The sequence below is a fragment of the Actinokineospora sp. NBRC 105648 genome, assembly GCF_030269645.1.
GTDB lineage: Bacteria > Actinomycetota > Actinomycetes > Mycobacteriales > Pseudonocardiaceae > Actinokineospora.
Map to the genome: position 1 here is coordinate 290,650 of NZ_BSTR01000002.1, position 20,414 is coordinate 311,063.

Here is a 20,414-nt window from a genome sequence, read left to right on the forward strand (position 1 = left end):
CCGGTCAGCGCCCGATGGCGCGGTCGAGCAGGTCCAGGAAGGACCCGGTGAGGGCGGCGGTGTCCTTGGGCCGCAACGGCCGGTGCGACTGCAGCAGCGCGTGCACGTAGAGCGCCCGCACCGCCGACTCCAGCAGCGCGGCGTCGGCCACCTCGCCGAGCCGGGCCACCAGCGGGTTGCGGGTGTTGAGCACCAGGCGCTGCGCGGCGCCGGAGCCGTCGTCGACCAGCCTGCCGAGCAGCTCGCTCCACAGTGGATCGGCGTCGGCCGCCGCGGCGGCGGCGTCGCGCCTGCGCGCGCCGTCGGCGTCGGCGACCAGCAGCGCGGGCAGCGACACCGGGTCGAACTCGCGCAGCGTCGGCTCGCAGTCGTGGTCGGCCAGCACCGTCGTGGCGACCTCGACCGCGGCGGCCAGGGCGGCCTCGGTGCGCGCGTCCGGCCTGCCCAGCGCGGCCAGCAGCTCGCGCGGCTCCACCCGGCGGGCGGTGTCCGGGCCGTCCCGCTCGGCGAGCCTGCGCAGCAGGTCGGTGTCGTAGGCGTAGCCCGCGTTCACCAGCCCGATGCCCTGCGCGGCGGCGACCGGCGCCAGCTGGCGGAACTCGTCGACGTCGGGGGTGTAGAGCACGGTCGGGTGGGCGCGGCGGAACTGGCGCAGCGGCATCGCGCCGCGGGTGGTCTCGTACGGCAGCCAGCGCTCGGCCAGCCCGAGCAGCTCGTCGTCGACCAGGGCCAGCGACTTGATGCCCATGTGGTGCGCGGCGAGCAGCTGCCCGGCGCGCTCGGGGTCGGTGGCCGCCATCCGCACCAGCCAGTCGCGCAGCCGCTCGCCCAGCGCGTCGCGCACCGCCAGCAGCGTCTCGTCCTCGTAGAGCGCCTCGCGACTGGCCGTCGGGCGCAGCGCGGAGGTGTCCACGACGCAGCGCACGAAGTAGGCCCAGTCCGGGAGCAGGCCCTCGATGGCCGTGCCGACCAGCATCCGCTTGAGGTAGACCCGGTGCGACTGCTTCGCGCTCGGGTGCGCCCCGGCGGGCAGCACGAACGCCGCCCCGGTGAGCCCGACCGCGCCGAACTCCAGCGGCAGCGCGTCGAACGGCTCGAAGCCGAAGGTCTCGCGGCAGTAGGCGAACAGCCGTTCGCGGTGGTCGTCGACGTCCTCGCCCGGCGCGCGCACCCACGGCGGCGCGGGCGCGGTGATCACCCGCGACCCGGTCGCGCCCACGACCCGGACGTCGTAGGGGAGCACCGAGCCGAACTCGGCGGCCAGCGGCGCGACCGTCTCGTACTCGGCCCAGTGGTCGCAGTCGCGGCGCGGCAGCAGGGTGACCGTGGTGCCCACCTCGGCGCGCGCGGAGTCGTCGACCTCGACGGTGTAGGTGCCGTCGCCGCGGCCCACCCAGCGCACCGCCGGGCCGCCGGTGGCCGAGCGGCTCACCAGCCGGACCTCGTCGGCGATCAGGAAGCAGGACAGCAGGCCGACGCCGAACTGGCCGAGGAAGTCGCGCCGGGCGAAGCCGAGCTCGTCGCGCTTGGACGTCCCGCCGAGCGTCGAGAGCAGCGTGTGCACCTCGTCCTCGGCCAGGCCGATGCCGCTGTCGTGGATCCGCAGGGTGCCGTCACCGGTGTGCTCCGGGCACTCCAGCACGATCCGGGCGGGCGCGCCCGGATCGGTCAGACCGCGCGCGGTCACCGCGTCCACGGCGTTCTGCAGCAGCTCGCGCACGTAGACGCGGGGACTGCTGTAGAGGTGCTGGCTGAGCAGGTCGATGACGCCGCGAAGGTTGACACCGAATGTCTGGGCCAAGGTGAACCTCTGCGCGGGAGAGTGGGCGGCGCCCTGCGGGGCCGGTCCGGACCGTCGTCACAGTACAGGTGTCCTATGACAGCGGCCCGGCCTTCACCCGGCCGCGCGAACGGGCGCGGCCACACGGGCGAACCGGGTCGGTGGGGGTTGATCATCCCGCACCGCGCAACTCGGTGTCGGGCCGATCCGGCGATCACCTAGGATCGACCCTGCTCACCCGCGTCGCCGGGTGCGCCGCCTGTTTCGCAAGAGGGACCCGGGGAGCTGTCCACCAACCATGTCCGGAGCCAACGACTCGTACGACCCCAAGGAGGTCGCGGCGCTCGCGCCGGACGTCCTCCAGGCCGCCGTCGAGAAGGCGCGCGAGGAGTTCTCCTCCGCCGCCGACCTCGACGCGCTCGCCGCGGTCAAGCCCGCCCACCTCGGTGACAAGTCACCGCTGCTGCAGGCCCGCCGGGAGATCGGCGCGCTGCCGCCGCAGGCGCGCTCCGAGGCGGGCAAGCGGGTCAACGAGGCCCAGACGCAGGTCAAGGCCGCTTTCGACGAGCGCCGCCTGCAGCTGCAGGTCGAGCGGGACGAGCGGGTCCTGCGCGACGAGGGGGTCGACGTCACCCTCCCGTGGGACCGCTTCCCCCGGGGCGCGCGCCACCCGATCACCGCGCTGTCCGAGCGCGTCGCCGACGTGTTCGTCGGCATGGGCTACGAGGTCGCCGAGGGTCCCGAGCTCGACGCGGAGTGGTTCAACTTCGACGCGCTGAACTTCAAGAAGGACCACCCCGCGCGCACGATGCAGGACACCTTCTACGTCGCGCCCGAGGGATCCGGCCTGGTGCTGCGCACGCACACCTCACCGGTCCAGGTGCGCTCGCTGATCGAGCGCGACCTGCCGGTCTACGTGGTCTGCCCCGGCCGCACCTTCCGCACCGACGAGCTGGACACCACGCACACCCCGGTGTTCCACCAGGTCGAGGGTCTCGCGGTCGACAAGGGGCTGACCATGGCCCACCTCAAGGGCACCCTGGACGCCTTCGCCAAGGCCATGTTCGGCGCCGAGGCGCACGTGCGGCTGCGCCCGTCGTTCTTCCCGTTCACCGAGCCCTCCGCCGAGCTGGACGTGTGGTTCAGCGCGAAGAAGGGCGGCGCGGGCTGGGTCGAGTGGGGCGGCTGCGGCATGGTCAACCCGAACGTGCTGCGCGCCTGCGGGGTGGACCCCGAGGTCTACTCGGGCTTCGCCTTCGGCATGGGCCTGGAGCGGACCCTGCAGTTCCGCAACGGCATCCCGGACATGCGCGACATGGTCGAGGGCGACGTCCGGTTCACCCTTCCCTTCGGCACGGAGGCGTAGTGCGCATCCCCATCAGCTGGCTCCTGGGACAGCTCGACCTCACCGGCGCGCACCGCGACCTGTCCCCGGACAAGATCGCCGAGGCGTTCGTTCGGGTGGGCATGGAGGTCGAGGAGGTCAGTCCGCTCGGCCCGGTGACCGGTCCGCTCGTGGTCGGCCGGGTGGCCGAGATCGAGCAGCTGGCCGAGTTCAAGAAGCCGATCCGGTTCTGCACGGTCGAGATCGACGAGGCCGAGGACGGCGGCGCGCCGGAGACCACCCAGGTCGTCTGCGGCGCGACGAACTTCGCCGAGGGCGACCTGGTCGTGGTGGCGCTGCCCGGCGCGGTGCTGCCCGGCGACTTCACCATCGCCGCGCGCAAGACCTACGGCCGGGTGTCCAACGGCATGATCTGCTCGGCCCGCGAGCTGGGCCTGGGCGACGAGCACGCGGGCATCCTCGTGCTGCCGACGGCCACCGACGAGGACGACATCGCCCCCGGCGACGACGCGATCGAGCTGCTCGGCCTCACCGACTCGGTGATCGAGCTCTCGCTCACCCCCGACCGCGGCTACTGCTTCTCGCTGCGTGGCCTGGCCAGGGAACTGGCCTGCGCGCTGGACCTGGACTTCGTCGACCCGGCGGCGATCGAGGTGCCCGCCGCCGAGCGCGAGTCGGTCCCGGTCACCATCGAGGACCCGGGCGCCTGCGCCCGGTTCGCCGTCCGCCGGGTCACCGGGGTCGACCCGACCGCGCCGACGCCGTGGTTCATCCGGCGCACCCTGATGCTCGCGGGCATCAGGTCGATCTCGCTGGCGGTCGACATCACCAACTTCGTGATGCTCGAGCTCGGCCAGCCGATGCACGCCTTCGACACCTCGCGGCTGCGCGGCGGGATCACCGTGCGCCGGGCGCGGGCGGGGGAGCGGCTGACCACGCTCGACGACGTCGAGCGGGCGCTGGACCCCGACGACGTGGTGGTCTGCGACGAGTCCGGGCCGGTCTCGCTGGCCGGGGTGATGGGCGGGGCGAGCACCGAGGTCCGCGCCGAGAGCACCGACATCCTGCTCGAGGCCGCGATCTGGGACCCGGCCTCGATCGCCCGCGCGGTGCGCAGGCACAAGCTGCCCAGCGAGGCGGCCAAGCGCTACGAGCGCAGCGTCGACCCGGCGCTGCCGCCGGTCGCCCTGGAGCGGGCCGCGCGGCTGCTGCGCCAGTACGGCGAGGGCGGCATCCAGCCCGGCCGCACCGACGTGGGCAGCCCGGCCCAGCAGCCCTCGGTGACCATGGCGATGAACCTGCCCGACCGGGTGGCCGGGGTGAACTACGCGCGCGGGGTCACCGCCCGCAGGCTGCAGCAGATCGGCTGCAGCCTGGAGATCGACGCCGACGAGGGTGGCACGCCGATCGTCACCGCGGTCCCGCCGAGTTGGCGCGCCGACCTGAGCCAGCCCGCCGACCTGGTCGAGGAGGTGCTGCGGCTGCAGGGCTACGACACCATCCCGTCGCTGCTGCCCCCGGCGCCGCCCGGCCGCGGCCTGACCGCCGCCCAGCGCAGGCGCCGCGCGGTGTCGCGGACGCTGGCCGAGCAGGGCTACGTCGAGGTGCTGCCGTTCCCGTTCGTCGCCCCCTCGGTGTTCGACGCCCTCGGCCTGGCCGACGACGACGTCCGCCGGAACACCGTCCAGGTGCTCAACCCGCTGGAGGCCGACCGCCCCGCGCTGGCCACCACGCTGCTGCCCGGCCTGCTGGACACGGTGGTGCGCAACGTCTCCCGCGGCGCCCGCGACCTGGCGCTGTTCCACATCGGGCAGGTCGTGCTGCCGCGCGCCCAGCAGGTCCCGATGCCCGAGGTCGGGGTCGCCGGGCGGCCGGACGACGCCGAGGTGGCCGCGCTCAAGGCGGCGCTGCCCAACCAGCCGGTGCACGTCGCGGTGGTCCTCGCGGGCCACCGGCAGCGCCCCGGCTGGTGGGGTCAGGGCGAGCAGGCGGGCTGGGCCGACGCCGTGCAGGCGGCGCGCACGGTGGCCCAGGCCGCCGGGGTGGAGCTGACCGTCAGCGCGGGCGACCTGGCGCCGTGGCACCCGGGCCGCTGCGCGCGGCTCAGCGTCGGCGACTTCCCGGTCGGGTACGCGGGCGAACTGCACCCGAAGGTGGTCGAGGCGCTGGGCCTGCCCAAGCGCACCTGCGCGATGGAGCTGGACCTGGACCTGCTGCCGCTGGTCGAGCGCCGGGTGGTGCCCGAGGTCTCGCCCTACCCGCCGGTCCTGCTCGACGTCGCGCTGGTCGTGCCCGCCGAGGTGCCCGCCGCCGACCTCACCCGCACGCTGCGCGCGGGTGGTGGCGACCTGCTCGAGGAGCTGAGCCTGTTCGACGTGTTCACCGGCGCGCAGGTCGCCGAGGGGAAGCGGTCGCTGGCCTACTCGCTGCGCTTCCGGGCGCCGGACCGCACGCTCACCGTGGAGGAGGCCACCGCCGCGCGGGACACCGCCGTGGCGGCGGCCGCCGAGCGGCACGGGGCCGCCCTGCGCGGCTGAGCGGCGGTCGTTCACCCGCCGCCGCGACTGGGCGACCCTCGCGGTCATCACGGTCGCGGCGGTGTCCCGCCGCCGTGCTCTTCTTCCGCGGCGGCGACTTCCGTACGACCACCAGCGAGCCGTCGGGCACGGCGCCGGTACCGCCCGCGCCGCTCACGCGGGTCCCGGTGGCGCTCACCGAGGCTTGGCGCGCGGAGAGCCCAGCGACCGCGCGACCCGCGTTGGCCGGGCCCACCGTGGTCACCGCGGGCGGACACGAGCTGCTCGGCCGCGACCCGGTCACCGGGGTGGTCCGCTGGCGCTACGCGCGCGACCGAGCTCTTGTGCGCGTGGCCGCGTTCGACTCTGTCCCGCCACTGGACCCCGAGGGCAGGTGGTCTACGCGGTCGAGATCCCGCCCGGCGCCCAGGTCCTCGCCGTGACGGCGAACTGGGTCGCGCTCGCGGTCCCCGATCCGGCCCGGGTGCTGGTCCTTGGCGAGGGCGGTATGCGGTCCGGTGAATACCCGGTGCCCGATTTAGGCGGGCTCACCGGCGAACGCGCCGCGGTCACCGAGATCGGCGACGACGCGATCCGCTGGTTCCCCGGATCGGCGACCACCGCGCTCGGCACGGTCGACCCGCGTCCGATGTGGACGATCACGGGCGCGCTCGGGCCGGGGTCGCGGTCGGCGACCGGGTGCTTGTCCCGGTGCCCGCGGGACTGGCCGCGCTCGACCCGGCCACCGGCGCGGTGACCAGCACGATCCCGGTCGACCGGGGCGACCGCCCGGGCCCGGTGCGGGTCGGCCCGCTCGGCACGACCCCGCTCGAACAGCGCGGCCGCACCCTGGTCGCGCTCCGCTGAGGCGGCGGCCGCCGGTCCCGGTTGATCCACACGCGACTGTCGTGAGCCGAACGGGCTACGACGACCCGCCGTGCAATTCGCGCCTTTCATGGTCATATTCGCCGGACGCCATGGAATACCGTTTCGCAATCGCAAAAATCGGCCTGTCGGTATTCACATTCCCGCCGTTTCGGGGCAGCATCGTGCGGTCCGTCACGGAACCCGTTCCGGACATAGCGTGACGAAAAGGGGCAATGTGAAGAAAATCGTTGCGGCGGTCGCCGCGGCGGGCTTCGTGGTCGGCGGTGTCGTGCTGGCACCGGGCGTGCAGGCCGCGCCGCAGCCGAAGCCCGCGCCGAACCAGGTGAGCTACGACCCGGCGCCGATCGCGTGGGGCGTGTGCGCCAGCCCGGGCCTGGCCCGGCGCGGCGCGGAGTGCGGGTTCCTCGAGGTCCCGCTGGACTACGCCAAGCCCGCGGGCACCAAGATCAAGCTCGCGGTGTCGCGGATCAAGGCGAAGGTCCCGGCCGAGCAGTACCAGGGCATCATGGTCACCAACCCCGGTGGTCCCGGCGGGTCCGGCCTCACCCTCTCGGTGCTGGGCGAGTTCGTGCCCAACGACGCGGGCCTGGCCTACGACTGGATCGGCTTCGACCCGCGCGGGGTCGGCTCCAGCCAGCCGGCGCTGTCCTGCGACGGCAACTACTTCAGCTACAACCGCCCGTACTACGTGCCGGCGACCAAGCAGCTGGAGAAGACCTGGCTGGACCGCTCGAAGGGCTACGCCCAGGCCTGCGACACCGCCGGTGGCGAGCTGCTCGACCACGTCAAGACCACCGACACGGTCAACGACATCGACGTGATCCGCAAGGCGCTGCGCCAGGACAAGCTGAACTACTACGGCTTCTCCTACGGCACCTACCTCGGGCAGGTCTACTCGACCCTGTACCCGGAGCGGGTGCGCCGGATGGTGCTCGACGGCAACGTCGACGCCCGCAAGGTGTGGTACCAGGCCAACCTGGACCAGGACGTCGCCTTCGACCGGAACATCAAGATCTACTTCGACTGGGTGGCCAAGTACGACAGCGTCTACCACCTGGGCAAGTCCGGCAAGGCGGTCGAGGCGAAGTTCTACGCCGAGCAGCTCAAGTTCATCAAGAACCCGGCGGGCGGCATCATCGGCCCGGACGAGTGGACCGACATCTTCCTGCAGGCCGGGTACTACGTGTTCGGCTGGGAGGACGTGGCCAACGCGTTCTCGGCGTGGGTCAACAACGGTGACTACGCCGGGCTCAAGGCCCTCTACGACGCCTCCAACGGTCAGGGGCCGGGCACCGACAACGGCTTCGCCATGTACCTGGCGACGCAGTGCACCGACGTGCAGTGGCCCACCCAGTGGAGCCGCTGGCAGGTCGACAACTGGCTGACCTTCCTGCGCGCCCCGTTCGAGACCTGGGGCAACGCCTGGTTCAACGCGCCCTGCATCAACTGGGGCGGCAAGGTCGGCAAGCCGGTCCAGGTCGACGGCTCCAAGGCGCCGCCGATCCTGCTGATCGACGAGACCCTCGACGCGGCGACGCCGTACGAGGGCAGCCTGGAACTGCGCAGCCGGTTCCCCAAGTCGGTCCTCATCGAGGGCGTCGGCGGCACCACCCACTCCGGTTCGCTCAACGGCGTGGCGTGCACCGACAACCTGATCGCGGACTACCTGGCCTCCGGCAAGCTCCCGGCCCGCAAGCCGGGTCGCCGCTCGGACACCCAGTGCGACCCGGTGCCCGTGCCGGTTCCCGCCGCGGTGGCCCAGCAGCGCAAGGTGGCGGCCGCACCGTCGGTGCCGGGTGACATCACCCGCGCCGACCTGCAGAAGCTGATCGTCGGCGCGCGCGGCTAGTCGTTCGCCGTCGCACCGAGGCCGGGCGGGTGTCCGTAACGGACACCCGCCCGGTCCCGTGTCAGGACAGGTGCTTGAGCGCCTCCCGGCGCGACAGCGGGGACAGGCCGGGGTGGGCGTCGACGAAGTGCAGCACCCAGCCCGGCTCCACCCGGGCGTACTGGCGCAGCGCCCAGCCGATCCCCTTGCGCAGGAAGAAGTCCGGGTCGTCCTGGTTGGCCTCGATGGCCGCGGCCAGCAGGTCGGTGTCGGTCTCGTCCTTGGCGCCGAGCTGGCAGATGACCGACACCCGCCGCTTCCACCGGTCCGGGTCGACCGCCCAGTCGAGCAGCACCGGCGTGAGCTCGGCGCGGTGCGCCGCGAGCAGCGGCCCGACGTGCCGGTTGGCCAGTTCGTCGACGTGGTCCCACCACGCACCGGTGACCACGAGCTCCTCGTGCAGCGGCAGCAGGTCGATGTCGCGCCAGTGGGTGTACCGCTTGTGGCCCAGCAGGTCCAGCGCGACGTAGCGCTCCTCGCGGTACTCGGCCGCCCGCCACAGCGCGGTCACCGCGGCCAGCCAGGACTCCCGGTCGGGCAGGTCGAACTCCGCGAACAGCGACTTCGTCAGCGCGGCCCGCGCGGGCTTGGCCACGCCCCGGAAGGGCATGTCCGACTTCATGTACCGCTGCATCTCCCCGGCCCGCACGGGGTCGCCCGCCTCGGCCAACCCCGCTCGCGCCGCCGCCACCAGGTCCACCCGGCCACCGTACCGGCGCACACCGACAGCGGACGGCCCCCGACCGGCCGTCCGCTGTCCGGTGTGGTCAGTCGCCCAGCGGGTTGAGCAGGTCGAGCTTGCCCTCGAAGGCGAACAGCAGCAGGTCGGTCATCCGGAACGTGGTCGAGTCCGGCCCGAGCGCCGGGCGCCAGGACGGCTCCCGCACGATCGAGTGCCTGCTGCCCTCCATCGCGCGGTGGAACACCTCCACCACGACCCGGCCGCCGACCGGCCCCAGCAGGCCGCCGTTGAGCTCGGCCTCGCGCAGCGCGTAGAACCACAGCGGGGTGGCCGCCACCAGCGCGTCGCGCTGCTCCTCGGTGAGGTCGGCCAGCGCGGCGCCGGAGTCGCCCTCGAGGATCTGCGCCGCGGTCAGCGGCTCGACGCCGAACAGCTCGGCCATCTGCTGCCCGCTGGCCAGCTCCACCATCTCGGCCCTGGTCAGGTTGCGGAACGCCAGGTTGCGCTCGATGGCGGGGACCTCGGTGCCGCGGCCGCCGAAGCTGCCCGCGGGCAGCTGGGTGAGCGGGTCGACCAGCAGCGAGTCGATCCGCTTGGTGACGTTGCCCGCGCCCGGCGGGACCGCCAGGTCCGGCCGCCCGGCCTCGGTGAAGTCGTAGAGCCTGCGGAAGTCGACGATCCAGTTGGTGGGCAGCCGCTCCAGGCCCGCGGCGTTCGGGTCGTCGAGGTCGGGCAGCCCGGAGCCGGGCCGGAAGTTGCCGCTGGTGCCGCTGAAGGTGAACAGCTGCAGCAGCGACGCGACGCCCGCAGGCCCGGTGCCGCTGAACACCCGGTTCCACTGGTAGGCCGAGCGGATCATGCTGTGCCCGATCCGGTAGGCCGCCACCGCGAACTCCACCGGCATGGTCGGCCGCCCGCCGTGGCCGCCGTGGTGGCCGTGCGCCTCGAAGAAGCGCCTGCCGTGCGCGAACACGTCCTCGACCACGGCCGGGTCGACCACCCGCGGCAGGAAGTCGGTGCGCAACAGCCACTGGTAGTGCTTGACGACCTGCTCGCGGGCGGTCTCGAAGAGCCGCCGCTCGCCGACGCCGGTGATCGCCAGCTGCTCGACCACCCGGTTGTGGAACCGGATGAACGCCAGGTGGGTCTGGGCCACCGCCAGGTTCTCGTCGTTGCGCGGGTCCGGGATCAACGCCGCGCGCCGGTCGGCCGCGGTGCCCCCGATACCGCCGACCCGGGGCAGGTCGAAGCCCGCCAGGTCCACGTTGACCCGCTCGTCCGGGACGGTGACCGCGGCGGTGGTGCCCACCTTGAGCTTGACCCGGTCCTCGGCGTAGAACCGCCGGTCGTCGCGGTCGCCCGGGCCGCGCCCGTAGAGCGAGTCCAGGTCGAGCGCGGGTGAGCGGCCCTGCACCAGCTCGTCGACCGTGAGGTCGGTGCCGAGCTGGGTCTCGGTGCGGTCCATGGTCAGGTCGTGGTCGACGAACTGACCCAGGTAGGTGAACCCGGCCGGTACGGTCGAGTCCGGTTGGGCCGCCGCGTCGGTGATCGCGGTGGCCAGGGCGACCCGCAGGTCCTCGTCGGTGCGCGGGCCCTTCGGGCCGAGCCGGGAGAACCGGAACCGGCGCAGCTCCTCGGCGCTGGTGGGCTGCCGGGTGCGCGGTTCGCCCTGGTCGTCGGTCTCCAGCACGCCCTCGCCCACGACGAAGAAACTGCTGCGTGCGTGTTCTCTCATCTGTGAATCCCCCTGTCCGGTTCCGGACGCGTCCGGTGAACACGGGGTGCGGACCGCGGGCTCCCTCCCCAGGAAACCCGTTCCCCCAAGCGATCCGTCCCCCTGCGACCGAGGCTACCCGAGGAGCGGGGGCGGGTGTGCCGAAATAGCGGGATGGCGATATCCCGCTATTTATTTAAATATCACCGCTACACCCGACCGCGCGGCGGGCGTTCCCTCGAGAGGGTGACGGCGACGTCCACCAGCTCGGTCCGGTCCAAAGTGGACACCTCGGCCAGGTCGACCCAGGCGGCCATGTCGGTGGAGCCGTTCTCCTCGAAGCGCAGCTCCCCGCCGACCACGTGGGCGGTGTAGACGACGCGGATGCCGTGCCAGTCGGTCGCCCCGCCCGAGCGGCTCAGCGCCTTGCGCAGCCCGGTCTTGGTGAAGCGCCTGCGCACCGTGTCGATGCCCAGCAGCGCGTCCACCTCCACGGTGTAACCGGTCTCCTCGAACACCTCCCGCACGGTCGCGTCGAGCGGGTCCTCGCCGTGGTCGAGACCACCGCCGGGCAGGGTCCACTTCTTTCCCGTGCGCCCCACCCACCGCGCGAGCAGGATCTTGTCCTCTTCGACGCACACCGCGTAGGCCGCCACCCGCGTCGTCTGCTTCACCGGGACACCCCCGCGCGTCTGCGGGCGGTGTCGACGAGTTCCGGGGGCAGGTCGTGCTCGGCGGTCAGCAGCCGGGGGAGCAGGTCGGCCTCCAGGGTGATCGCCCGGAACACCATCGCCACCGTCACCCCGTGGTCGGGGCGGTCGACCACCTCGACGGTGTCGCCCGCGCGCACCGCCCCCGGGCGCAGCACGCTCAGGTAGGTCCCCGGCCGTGCGGCCCGGGTGAACGTGCGCGCCCAGCCCGAGCGCCGCAGCCACACCCCGAAGGTGCGGCACGGGATCCGCGGCGTGGTCACCCGCAGCAGCAGGTCCGCGCCCACCCGCCAGGTCTCCCCGACCAGCGCGCCGTTGACGTCGAGACCGGCCGTGGTCAAGTTCTCCCCGAACGCCCCGGCCCCGAACGCCGCGCCTAGCTCGCCCGACCACCACGCGAGGTCCTCGCGCGCGTAGGCGTAGACGGCTTGGTCCGCGCCGCCGTGGTGGTCGGTGTCGCAAATCGAGTCGCCCGCCAGCCCGCTCCGGCCCGCCGCGGGCACCGACACCTGGACCGGCCCGGCGACCGGGCGCTTGTCGATGGCGCTCGCCCCGGCCTTGGCCGGGATCGGGCGTGGGACGCCGACGTTGACGGACTCGATCACGGCTGCGGCAGGCATGGGCCGAACCTACTCAACCGGGGTGCGCGACGCGGATCACATTCCTCCAGTAGCGTGCCCGCATGGGAACCGAGGCGCTGGTGGTGGGGGCGGGGGTCATCGGGCTGAGCACCGCGATCCGGCTCGCCGAGGGCGGGGCCCGGGTGCGGGTGTGGGCGGCCGAGCCGCCCGAGCGCACCACCTCCGCGGTCGCCGCCGCGCTGTGGGGTCCCGACTTCGCCGACCCCGGCCGGACCTGGGCCTACGCCACCCAGGCCGAGCTGACCCTGCTCGCCGAGGACCCGACCAGCGGGGTGCGGCTGTGCCGGGGCATGCAGTCCTCCGACCTGCAGGCCGAGCCGCCGCCGTGGGTCGACCGGCTGCCCGAGGTGCGGATCTGCGGGCCGGAGGAGCTGGCCCCGGGGATGCTGGTCGGCCTGCGCACCACGGTCCCGGTCGTCGACATGCCGCGCTACCTGGAGTACCTGGTCACCCGGTTGGCGCGGACCGGCACCGAGGTGGAGCTCCGCCGGGTCGCCTCGCTCGCCGAGCCCGCCGCCGCGGCGCCGGTCGTGGTCAACTGCACCGGGGTCGGCGCCCGGGAGCTGACCGGCGACGATGAGCTGCGGCCGTGGTGGGGCCAGCACGTGGTGGTCGAGAACCCCGGCCTGACCGAGTACTACGTCGAGGCCACCCGGGCCAGGGAGTGGGCCTCGTTCTTCCCGCACGGCGACCACGTCGTGCTCGGCGGGGTGGTCCGGCCGGACGTGTGGGACCGCTCACCGGACCCCGAGGTGGCCGCCGGGATCCGGACCCGGTGCGCGGCCGTCGAGCCGCTGCTCGCCGACGCGCCGGTGCTCGAGCACCGGGTCGGCCTGCGGCCCTGGCGGCCGACGCCCCGGCTGGCCGCCGAGCGGCTCGGCGAGGCGCTGGTCGTGCACAACTACGGCCACGGCGGGATGGGCGTGTGCCACTCCTGGGGGAGCGCGGACGCGGTGCTGGCCCTGCTCTGACTCGCCGCGCGGTCCGGCGGGCGCCATCCGCGCGGATCACGAATCCCCAGCGCCGGACCTGTCCGGGCGGCCCCTAGACTCGCGCCCCGTGTCGCACGCCCCGATGATCGCCCCCAGCATCCTGTCCGCCGACTTCGCCCGGCTCGCCGACGAGCTCGCCGCCATCCACGGCGCCGACTGGGTGCACGTGGACGTGATGGACGCGCACTTCGTGCCCAACCTGACCCTCGGCCTGCCGGTCGTCGAGTCGCTGCTCAAGGTGACCGACATTCCGATGGACTGCCACCTGATGATCTCCGACCCGGACCGCTGGGCGGTCGGGTACGCCGAGGCCGGCGCGCACAACGTGACCGTGCACGCCGAGGCGGCCGCCGACCCGGTGCGCATCGCCCGCGACCTGCGCGCGGCCGGGGCCAAGGCGGGCCTGTCGATCAAGCCGGGCACCCCGCTGGAGCCCTGGGTCGAGGTGCTCAAGGAGTTCGACACGCTGCTGGTCATGTCGGTCGAGCCCGGGTTCGGCGGGCAGGGCTTCATCGCCGAGGTGCTCGACAAGGTCCGCACCGTCCGCGGCCTGGTCGACACCGGTCACCTGAACCTGCTGGTGGAGATCGACGGCGGGATCAACGCCGCGACCGTCGAGCGGGCCGCCGAGGCGGGTGTGGACTGCTTCGTCGCGGGCTCCGCGGTCTACGGCGCCGACGACCCGGCCAAGGCCGTCGCCGCCCTGCGCGCGCAGGCGAGCGCGGCCAACCACCGCTTCACCGCCTGAGCCGCGCCGCTCCCACCCGCTGGGAACGGGCGCGCACCCCCTGGGAGAATGTCCGACGTGGAGCACAGCCTGGCCGCGACGATGCGGTCCGCGGTGGCTCGCGCGGCGGCGGCTCGCGGTACGACGAGCCCCAACCCGCCGGTGGGCTGCGTCCTGCTCGACGTCACGGGCACCGAGGTCGGCGCGGGCGCGACCCAGCCCCCGGGCGGCCCGCACGCCGAGGTGGTCGCGCTGCGCGCGGCGGGGGAGCGGGCCCGCGGCGGCACCGCCGTGGTCACCCTGGAGCCCTGCGCGCACCACGGCCGCACCCCGCCGTGCACCGACGCGCTGATCGCCGCGGGCGTTGCCCGGGTGGTCTACGCCGTGGCCGACCCCAACCCGGTCGCCTCGGGCGGCGCGCGCGTGCTCGCCGACGCGGGGGTGTCCGTCGAGGGCGGTCTGCTCGCCACCGAGGTCGAGCGCGGGCCACTGCGCGCCTGGTTGCACCACGCGCGCACCGGGCGCCCGCACGTCACCTGGAAGTACGCCGCCACCCTCGACGGCCGGGTCGCCGCGGCCGACCGGACCAGCCGCTGGATCAGCTCGGCCACCTCGCGCGCCGAGGTGCACGCCCTGCGCCGCGCGGTCGACGCGGTCGTGGTGGGGACCGCGACGGTGCTCGCCGACGACCCCGCGCTGACCGCGCGCGCCGAGGATGGAACACCGGCGGCCCGACAACCGTTGCGGGTTGTCGTGGGACGCACAGACCTGCCGCCGGACGCCCAAGTCCTCGACGGCACCGCCGAGACGCTGCTCCTGCGCACGCGCGACCCGGCCGAGGTGCTGGCCGCGCTCGCCGCGCGCGGTGTGGTCGACGTGCTGCTGGAGGGCGGCCCCACGCTGGCCGGGGCGTTCGTCGCGGCGGACCTGGTCGACCGGGTGCTGGCCTACGTCGCGCCCGCCCTGCTCGGGGCCGGGCCTGTGGCCTTAGGCGCATCCGGCGTGTCGACCATCACCGAGGCACACCGCCTGGTGGTCGAAGAGGCCACCATGAGCGGACCGGACGTGCGGATCTCCGCCGTCCCGGCGCGGAACTGAGGAGGAACCACCGGTGTTCACCGGGATCGTGGAGGAGCGCGGTGAGGTCGTCGCCGTGGCGGACCTCGCCGACGCCGCACGGGTCACCATCGCCGGGCCGCTGGTCACCAGCGACGCCAAGCGGGGCGACTCGATCGCGGTCAACGGCGTCTGCCTGACCGTCGTCGACCTCGCCGACGGCGGGTTCACCGCCGACGTCATGCGCGAGACGCTGGTCCGCAGCAGCCTGGCCGGGATCGCCGCGGGCGACCAGGTCAACCTGGAGCGGGCCGCGGCCGTCGGGCAGCGCTTCGGCGGGCACATCGTGCAGGGGCACGTGGACGGCACCGGGGCGCTCGTCTCCCGCGAGCCGTCCGAGCACTGGGACCTGGTCACCATCAGCCTGCCCGCCGAGCTGGCCCGCTACGTGGTGGAGAAGGGCTCGATCACCGTCGACGGCGTCTCGCTGACCGTGGTCGCGGTGGGCCCGGACTGGTTCAGCGTGAGCCTGATCCCGGAGACGCTGCGCGCCACCACCCTCGGCGTCCGCGCGCCGGGCGACCCGGTGAACCTCGAGGTCGACGTGATCGCCAAGTACGTGGAGAGGCTGGCCGCGCCGCACCTGGCGCCGAGGAAGGGGACCTCCGGTGAGTGACTGCGAAGCGATCGAGCGGGCCATCGCCGACATCGCGGCGGGCAAGGCGGTCGTCGTGGTCGACGACGAGGACCGCGAGAACGAGGGCGACCTGATCTTCGCCGCCGAGAAGACCACCCCGGAGCTGCTGGCCTTCATGGTCCGCTACACCTCCGGCTACATCTGCGTGCCGCTCACCGAGCCCGACTGCGACCGGCTCGACCTGCCGCCGATGTTCCACACCAACCAGGACGCGCGCGGCACCGCCTACACCGTCACCGTCGACGCCCGCGAGGGCGTCAGCACCGGCATCTCGGCCGCCGACCGCGCGCACACCATCCGGCTGCTGGCCGACCCGGAGGCCACCGCCAAGGACTTCAACCGGCCCGGGCACGTGGTCCCGCTGCGCGCCAAGGAGGGCGGCGTGCTGCGCAGGCCCGGGCACACCGAGGCCGCGGTCGACCTGGCCAGGATGGCCGGGCTGCGGCCCGCGGGCGTGCTCTGCGAGATCGTCTCGCAGAAGGACGAGGGCGACATGGCCCGCTACGACGAGCTGGTCGTCTTCGCCGCCGAGCACGACCTGACGATCATCACCATCGCCGACCTGATCGCCTACCGGCGGCGCACCGAGAAGCAGGTCGCCCGGGTCGCCGAGGCGCGCATCCCGACCGCGCACGGCACCTTCCGCGCGGTCGGCTACGACAGCCTGCTCGACGGCATCGAGCACGTCGCCCTGGTCTACGGCGACATCGCCGACGGCCGCGACGTGCTGGTCCGGGTGCACTCCGAGTGCCTCACCGGCGACGTGTTCGGCTCGCTGCGCTGCGACTGCGGCCCGCAGCTCGACGCCGCCCTGGAGGCCGTCGCCGCCGAGGGCCGCGGCGTGGTGCTCTACATGCGCGGGCACGAGGGCCGCGGCATCGGCCTGATGCACAAGCTGCAGGCCTACCAGCTCCAGGACGACGGCGCGGACACCGTGGACGCCAACCTGGCCCTGGGCGTACCCGCCGACGCGCGCGACTACGGCACCGGCGCGCAGATCCTGGTCGACCTGGGCGTGCGCTCGATGCGGCTGCTGACCAACAACCCGGCCAAGCGGGTCGGCCTGGAGGGCTACGGCCTGGCCGTGGTCGACCGGGTCCCGCTGTCGGTGTGGCCGAACCCGGAGAACCTGCGCTACCTGCGCACCAAGCGCGACCGGATGGGCCACGAGCTGGGCAACCTCGAGCAGTACGAGGGCACCGCGGCGGCGGTGGCGGCCGAGGTGGCCGGGGAGGACAAGGCATGAGCGGGCAGGGTCGCCCGGCGGCCGGGGTGCCGCGGTGCCCCGGCGTCCGGCTGGCGGTGGTCGCCACCCGCTGGCACGCCGAGATCACCGACCAGCTGCTGGCCCGCGCGCTGGTGGCGGCGCAGGAGGCGGAGATCGTCGAGCCGACGGTGGTGCGCGTGCCCGGCGCGGTGGAGCTGCCGGTCGTCTGCCAGGAGCTGGCCCGCCACCACGACGCCGTGGTCGCGCTGGGGGTGGTCATCCGCGGCGGCACACCGCACTTCGAGTACGTGTGCGACGCGGTCACCGCGGGCCTCACCCGGGTCTCCCTGGACGAGTCGACCCCGATCGGCAACGGCGTGCTGACGGTGAACACCGAGGAGCAGGCCCTCGACCGCGCGGGCCTGCCCGGCTCGGCCGAGGACAAGGGCTACGAGGCGTGCGCCGCCGCGCTGGAGACCGCCCTGGTCGTGCGCGGGCTGCGCCAGCCGTGGACCGAGCAGGGGTTCCAGTGATCGCGCGGCCGCGCCGGGTGCGGGTGTTCTCCGGCGCGCTCGCCGTGCTGTTCATCGCGGTGTTCACCGTCGTGGCGGTGCTGCTGCGGCGCACCTCCACCGGCGTGTTCTTCCAGGTGTCCGACCAGGTCGCGATGGCGGGCATCGGCGTGCTGCTGGCCTGCGGCGCGCTCTGGATGACCTGGCCGAAGATCACCGCCGACGCGGCCGGGGTGCGCGTCCGCAACCTCCTGGGCAGCACCACCTACCCGTGGTCGCAGGTGCGCGGCATCAGCTTCCCCGACGGCGCCGCGTGGGCCCGGCTGGAGCTGCCCGACGACGAGTACGTGCCGGTCATGGCCGTGCAGGCGCTCGACGGCGACCGCGCGGTGGCGGCGATCCGCGAGCTGCGCAAGCTCCACCGGGCCGCGACCGCGCCCGCCGAGTAGCACCCCCGGTCCCACCCGGGGTAGCATCGCGCCATGAAACTCAGTGTGAGCCTGCCCGAGGAGGACGTCCGCTTCATCGACGAGTACTCGTCACGGGTGGACGTGGTGCACGTGGCGGCGGTCAACCGGTCCTCGGTCATCCAGATCGCCATCGGCCTGCTGCGCGAGTCGTCGATGCGCGAGGAGTACGCCGAGGCCTTCGCTGAGTGGGACGCCGCCGAGGACGCCCCGCTCTGGGACGCCACCGCCGCCGACGGGTCGAGCGGCCGGGTCGATGCGACGAGGTGACATCCACCTGGTCGACCTGGACCCGAGCCGGGGCTCGGAGGCCGACAAGGTCCGCCCGGCGGTGATCGTCAGCAACGACGCCGCCAACCAGGTCGCCCAGCGCACCGGTCGCGGCGTGGTCACCGTCGTGCCGATCACCTCCAACACCGCGCGGGTCTTCCCGTTCCAGGTCCTGCTGCCCGGGCTCGACTGCGGCCTGCTCGCCGACTCCAAGGCGCAGGCCGAGCAGGTGCGCTCGATCGCCACCGGCCGGGTGCGCAGGCGGCTCGGCCGGGTGCCGCCCGCGCTGCTCAAGGACGTCGACGAGGCGCTGCGGGTGCACCTGGGGCTCTGAGCCCGCCAACCCTGTGCGCTCCCTGTGAATACCCGGAACGGGTGAACCACCCGCCGCGCGCCCACGTAGCCCCCGGTGTATCCCTGAACTGATCCCGAGGAGGCCAAGCGTGACTGTTGTCGATCCCACCACTCGACCTGCGGCGGTCCACGAGCCCGAGGCGCGCAGCAGGCGCCAGGTGCTGTGCGGACTGATGGTGGCCCTGGTCGCCCCTGGGGCGCTGGTCGCCGCCTGCGGCGACTCCGGCTCGTCGAACGGCTCGGCGGGCACGACCACCGGTGGCGCGGCGGGTACGACCGGCGGTGCCACCACGGGTGGCTCCACCGGCGGGTCCACCGGCGGTACGACCGGCGCCCTGAGCACCCTGTCGGCGATCCCCGACGGTGGCGGCGTGCTGGTCGACAACCCGTCCGGCGGCAAGGTCCTGCTGGTCCGCGCGGGCAGCACGGTGAAGGGCTTCGACCCCACCTGCCCGCACCAGGGCGCCACCGTCGACCCGCCCAAGGACGGCGTGATCACCTGTCCGCGGCACTTCAGCACCTTCGACGCGTCCACCGGCGACCGCAAGAGCGGCCAGGCGCAGACCGGGCTCAAGACCATCGCGGTGAAGGTCAGCGGTGACAACGTGGTTCTTGGCTGAGTTCTGGGCTGAGTTCTCGGCTGAGCGGTGGGCCGAGTACTCGGGCTGAGTGCTCGGCCGACCGTGTTCCCAACCCTGGTCGGAGGCCGCGAAAAGTGCCTCCGACCAGGGGGAACCCCTAGGATTAGGGGTGCTCCGGATGGCCCGGGAGTGCGGCCGTTCGGGTTATGGATTCACCGGATCAGCGGTGGTTGGGTCAGGACCAACCGCTCACCGCAGACCCGGAGGCCCGCCATGCCGTCCACCCGCTTGTTGGGCCTCGCCGTCGCCGCCGTGGCGGCGCTGGGGCTCGCCGTGCCGCCCGCGGGCGCCACGCCACCGGTCCCCGCCGGGCCGTCCGGCCCCGCGATCGGCCTGGACGACCGGCCCACCGCCGTGGTGTCGCTGGGCGACAGCGCGATCTCGGGCGAGGGCGCGGGCGACTACGAGCCCGGCACCCGCGGCGAGAACGGCGACTGGTGCCACCGCTCGCCCAACGCGCTGATCCACAAGACCGCGCTCGCCCAGCGCACGGTGAACCTGGCCTGCTCGGGCGCCAACGCGGCCAACGTCTCGCTGGCCGACACCACGCACTACACCGAGGGCTCCCAGGCCCGCAGGCTGATCGAGGTGGCCAGGGCGAACCGGGTCACCGCGGTGGTGCTCCAGGTCGGCGCCAACGACGACCCGGCCTTCACCGACTCGATCGTGGGCTGCATCAAGAAGTGGCTCAACCCGTTCGGCTCCGGCTGCGCGGCGACCCTGCGCACCCAGTGGCCCCAGCGCCTCGCGGCGATGGCGCCCAAGGTCGAGGTGGCCGTCAACGACATCAAGAGCGCCCTGCGCCAGGCCGGTTACGCCGACGGCTCCTACCGGGTCGTGGTCACCTCGTACGCCTCCCCGGTCACCGAGAAGATGGACGAGATCGCCCACGGCCCCCAGGGCTGCCCCCTGCGCCTGGCCGACGCCGCCTACGGCCGCACCGAGGCGGTCCCGCAGTTCGGCGACGCCTTCCGCGGCGTGGCGGCCCGGACCGGGGTGTCCTTCCTGGACTTCTCCCGCGCCACCGAGGGCCACGAGGCGTGCAGCGGCAACGCGGACAAGAGCGGGGAGTGGCAGAACCGGATCACCGTCGACCCCTACGCCTGGGCCTACGGCGGCCTGGACGCGGTCGGCATCCACATGGCCCAGCAGTCCTTCCACCCCAACGCCACCGGCCACGCCCAGCTCGGCCGCTGCGTCACCGAGTTCGTCACCTCGGGCTCCCAGTCCGCCCGCTGCCTGGTCGGCGCCGACGGCAACCTCCACGCGGTCGCCTGAGGCCCGGTCCGGCCCGGTCGACCACCCGCCCCGCCCCGGGCGGGTGGTC

At 73.7% G+C, this 20,414-nt stretch carries 22 protein-coding genes; 17 read left to right on the forward strand and 5 right to left on the reverse strand.

All coding sequences use genetic code 11. From position 1 onward, the window contains the following. Positions 1–4 precede the first annotated feature (4 nt). On the reverse strand, positions 5–1,801 hold the full coding sequence (locus QSK30_RS02570; protein WP_285499165.1) for an HSP90 family protein: 1,797 nt from the start codon (positions 1,799–1,801) through the stop codon (positions 5–7). A gap of 277 nt (positions 1,802–2,078) precedes the next feature. Between QSK30_RS02570 and pheS the strand changes: the two genes are divergently transcribed. From pheS to QSK30_RS02600, 6 genes are all read left to right on the forward strand, one after another. Further along, complete coding sequence (gene pheS / locus QSK30_RS02575; RefSeq protein WP_285499166.1) at positions 2,079–3,146, forward strand: phenylalanine--tRNA ligase subunit alpha; 1,068 nt, start codon at positions 2,079–2,081, stop codon at positions 3,144–3,146. Further along, on the forward strand, positions 3,146–5,662 hold the full coding sequence (pheT, locus tag QSK30_RS02580) for a phenylalanine--tRNA ligase subunit beta (protein WP_285499167.1): 2,517 nt from the start codon (positions 3,146–3,148) through the stop codon (positions 5,660–5,662). The genes pheS and pheT overlap by 1 nt, the downstream gene beginning before the upstream one ends. Positions 5,663–5,736: 74 nt before the next feature. Beyond that, positions 5,737–6,084 carry a hypothetical protein gene (locus QSK30_RS02585; protein WP_285499169.1) on the forward strand — a complete coding sequence of 116 codons (348 nt, stop codon included), beginning with the start codon at positions 5,737–5,739 and terminating at the stop codon, positions 6,082–6,084. Beyond that, positions 6,036–6,398, forward strand: a complete 363-nt coding sequence (locus QSK30_RS02590) for a hypothetical protein (RefSeq protein WP_285499171.1) — start codon at positions 6,036–6,038, stop codon at positions 6,396–6,398. Before QSK30_RS02585 ends, QSK30_RS02590 begins: the two co-directional genes overlap by 49 nt. Beyond that, entirely contained in the window at positions 6,353–6,508 is a 156-nt protein-coding gene (locus QSK30_RS02595) for a hypothetical protein (RefSeq protein ID WP_285499173.1), read from the forward strand. Before QSK30_RS02590 ends, QSK30_RS02595 begins: the two co-directional genes overlap by 46 nt. Before the next feature lie 235 nt (positions 6,509–6,743). After that, positions 6,744–8,378, forward strand: coding sequence for an alpha/beta hydrolase (locus QSK30_RS02600; protein WP_285499174.1), 1,635 nt, complete (start codon positions 6,744–6,746; stop codon positions 8,376–8,378). 61 nt (positions 8,379–8,439) lie between these two features. On the opposite strand, the gene QSK30_RS02605 is transcribed toward QSK30_RS02600, so the two are convergent. The 4 genes from QSK30_RS02605 to QSK30_RS02620 form a co-directional block, all read right to left on the reverse strand. Beyond that, complete coding sequence (locus tag QSK30_RS02605; protein ID WP_285499175.1) at positions 8,440–9,138, reverse strand: DNA alkylation repair protein; 699 nt, start codon at positions 9,136–9,138, stop codon at positions 8,440–8,442. 46 nt (positions 9,139–9,184) lie between these two features. Next, positions 9,185–10,834 carry a peroxidase family protein gene (locus QSK30_RS02610; RefSeq protein ID WP_285499176.1) on the reverse strand — a complete coding sequence of 550 codons (1,650 nt, stop codon included), beginning with the start codon at positions 10,832–10,834 and terminating at the stop codon, positions 9,185–9,187. 188 nt (positions 10,835–11,022) lie between these two features. Beyond that, complete coding sequence (locus tag QSK30_RS02615) at positions 11,023–11,487, reverse strand: NUDIX hydrolase (protein ID WP_285499177.1); 465 nt, start codon at positions 11,485–11,487, stop codon at positions 11,023–11,025. Next, a complete protein-coding gene (locus tag QSK30_RS02620) occupies positions 11,484–12,143 on the reverse strand; it encodes an MOSC domain-containing protein (RefSeq protein WP_285499178.1) in 660 nt (219 codons plus the stop codon). Before QSK30_RS02620 ends, QSK30_RS02615 begins: the two co-directional genes overlap by 4 nt. A 62-nt stretch (positions 12,144–12,205) precedes the next feature. On the opposite strand from QSK30_RS02620, the gene QSK30_RS02625 reads away from it, so the two are divergent. The 11 genes from QSK30_RS02625 to QSK30_RS02675 all read left to right on the forward strand — a co-directional run bounded on the left by QSK30_RS02625 (position 12,206) and on the right by QSK30_RS02675 (position 20,365). Further along, positions 12,206–13,135, forward strand: a complete 930-nt coding sequence (locus QSK30_RS02625) for an FAD-dependent oxidoreductase (protein WP_285499179.1) — start codon at positions 12,206–12,208, stop codon at positions 13,133–13,135. A 103-nt stretch (positions 13,136–13,238) separates the two neighbouring features. After that, entirely contained in the window at positions 13,239–13,904 is a 666-nt protein-coding gene (rpe, locus tag QSK30_RS02630; protein WP_285499366.1) for a ribulose-phosphate 3-epimerase, read from the forward strand. A 48-nt stretch (positions 13,905–13,952) separates the two neighbouring features. Next, positions 13,953–14,981 carry a bifunctional diaminohydroxyphosphoribosylaminopyrimidine deaminase/5-amino-6-(5-phosphoribosylamino)uracil reductase RibD gene (gene ribD / locus QSK30_RS02635; protein ID WP_285499181.1) on the forward strand — a complete coding sequence of 343 codons (1,029 nt, stop codon included), beginning with the start codon at positions 13,953–13,955 and terminating at the stop codon, positions 14,979–14,981. A 13-nt stretch (positions 14,982–14,994) separates the two neighbouring features. Continuing rightward, positions 14,995–15,615: a riboflavin synthase gene (locus QSK30_RS02640; RefSeq protein WP_285499182.1), complete on the forward strand. Its 621-nt coding sequence runs from the start codon at positions 14,995–14,997 to the stop codon at positions 15,613–15,615. After that, positions 15,608–16,882, forward strand: coding sequence for a bifunctional 3,4-dihydroxy-2-butanone-4-phosphate synthase/GTP cyclohydrolase II (locus QSK30_RS02645; protein ID WP_285499183.1), 1,275 nt, complete (start codon positions 15,608–15,610; stop codon positions 16,880–16,882). Before QSK30_RS02640 ends, QSK30_RS02645 begins: the two co-directional genes overlap by 8 nt. Beyond that, positions 16,879–17,376, forward strand: coding sequence for a 6,7-dimethyl-8-ribityllumazine synthase (gene ribH, locus QSK30_RS02650; protein WP_285499185.1), 498 nt, complete (start codon positions 16,879–16,881; stop codon positions 17,374–17,376). The genes QSK30_RS02645 and ribH overlap by 4 nt, the downstream gene beginning before the upstream one ends. Then, on the forward strand, positions 17,373–17,804 hold the full coding sequence (locus tag QSK30_RS02655; RefSeq protein ID WP_285499186.1) for a PH domain-containing protein: 432 nt from the start codon (positions 17,373–17,375) through the stop codon (positions 17,802–17,804). The genes ribH and QSK30_RS02655 overlap by 4 nt, the downstream gene beginning before the upstream one ends. 33 nt (positions 17,805–17,837) lie before the next feature. Further along, the gene (locus QSK30_RS02660; protein WP_285499187.1) at positions 17,838–18,092 is read left to right on the forward strand and encodes a DUF8778 family protein; all 255 of its coding nucleotides are present in this window, start codon (positions 17,838–17,840) and stop codon (positions 18,090–18,092) included. Further along, positions 18,079–18,426 (forward strand): type II toxin-antitoxin system PemK/MazF family toxin, encoded by a 348-nt coding sequence (locus QSK30_RS02665; RefSeq protein ID WP_285499188.1) that lies wholly within the window; start codon positions 18,079–18,081, stop codon positions 18,424–18,426. The genes QSK30_RS02660 and QSK30_RS02665 overlap by 14 nt, the downstream gene beginning before the upstream one ends. Positions 18,427–18,535: 109 nt before the next feature. Beyond that, positions 18,536–19,066 (forward strand): Rieske (2Fe-2S) protein, encoded by a 531-nt coding sequence (locus QSK30_RS02670; protein ID WP_285499190.1) that lies wholly within the window; start codon positions 18,536–18,538, stop codon positions 19,064–19,066. 234 nt (positions 19,067–19,300) lie between these two features. Continuing rightward, positions 19,301–20,365 carry a GDSL-type esterase/lipase family protein gene (locus tag QSK30_RS02675; protein WP_285499191.1) on the forward strand — a complete coding sequence of 355 codons (1,065 nt, stop codon included), beginning with the start codon at positions 19,301–19,303 and terminating at the stop codon, positions 20,363–20,365. Positions 20,366–20,414: the final 49 nt, after the last annotated feature.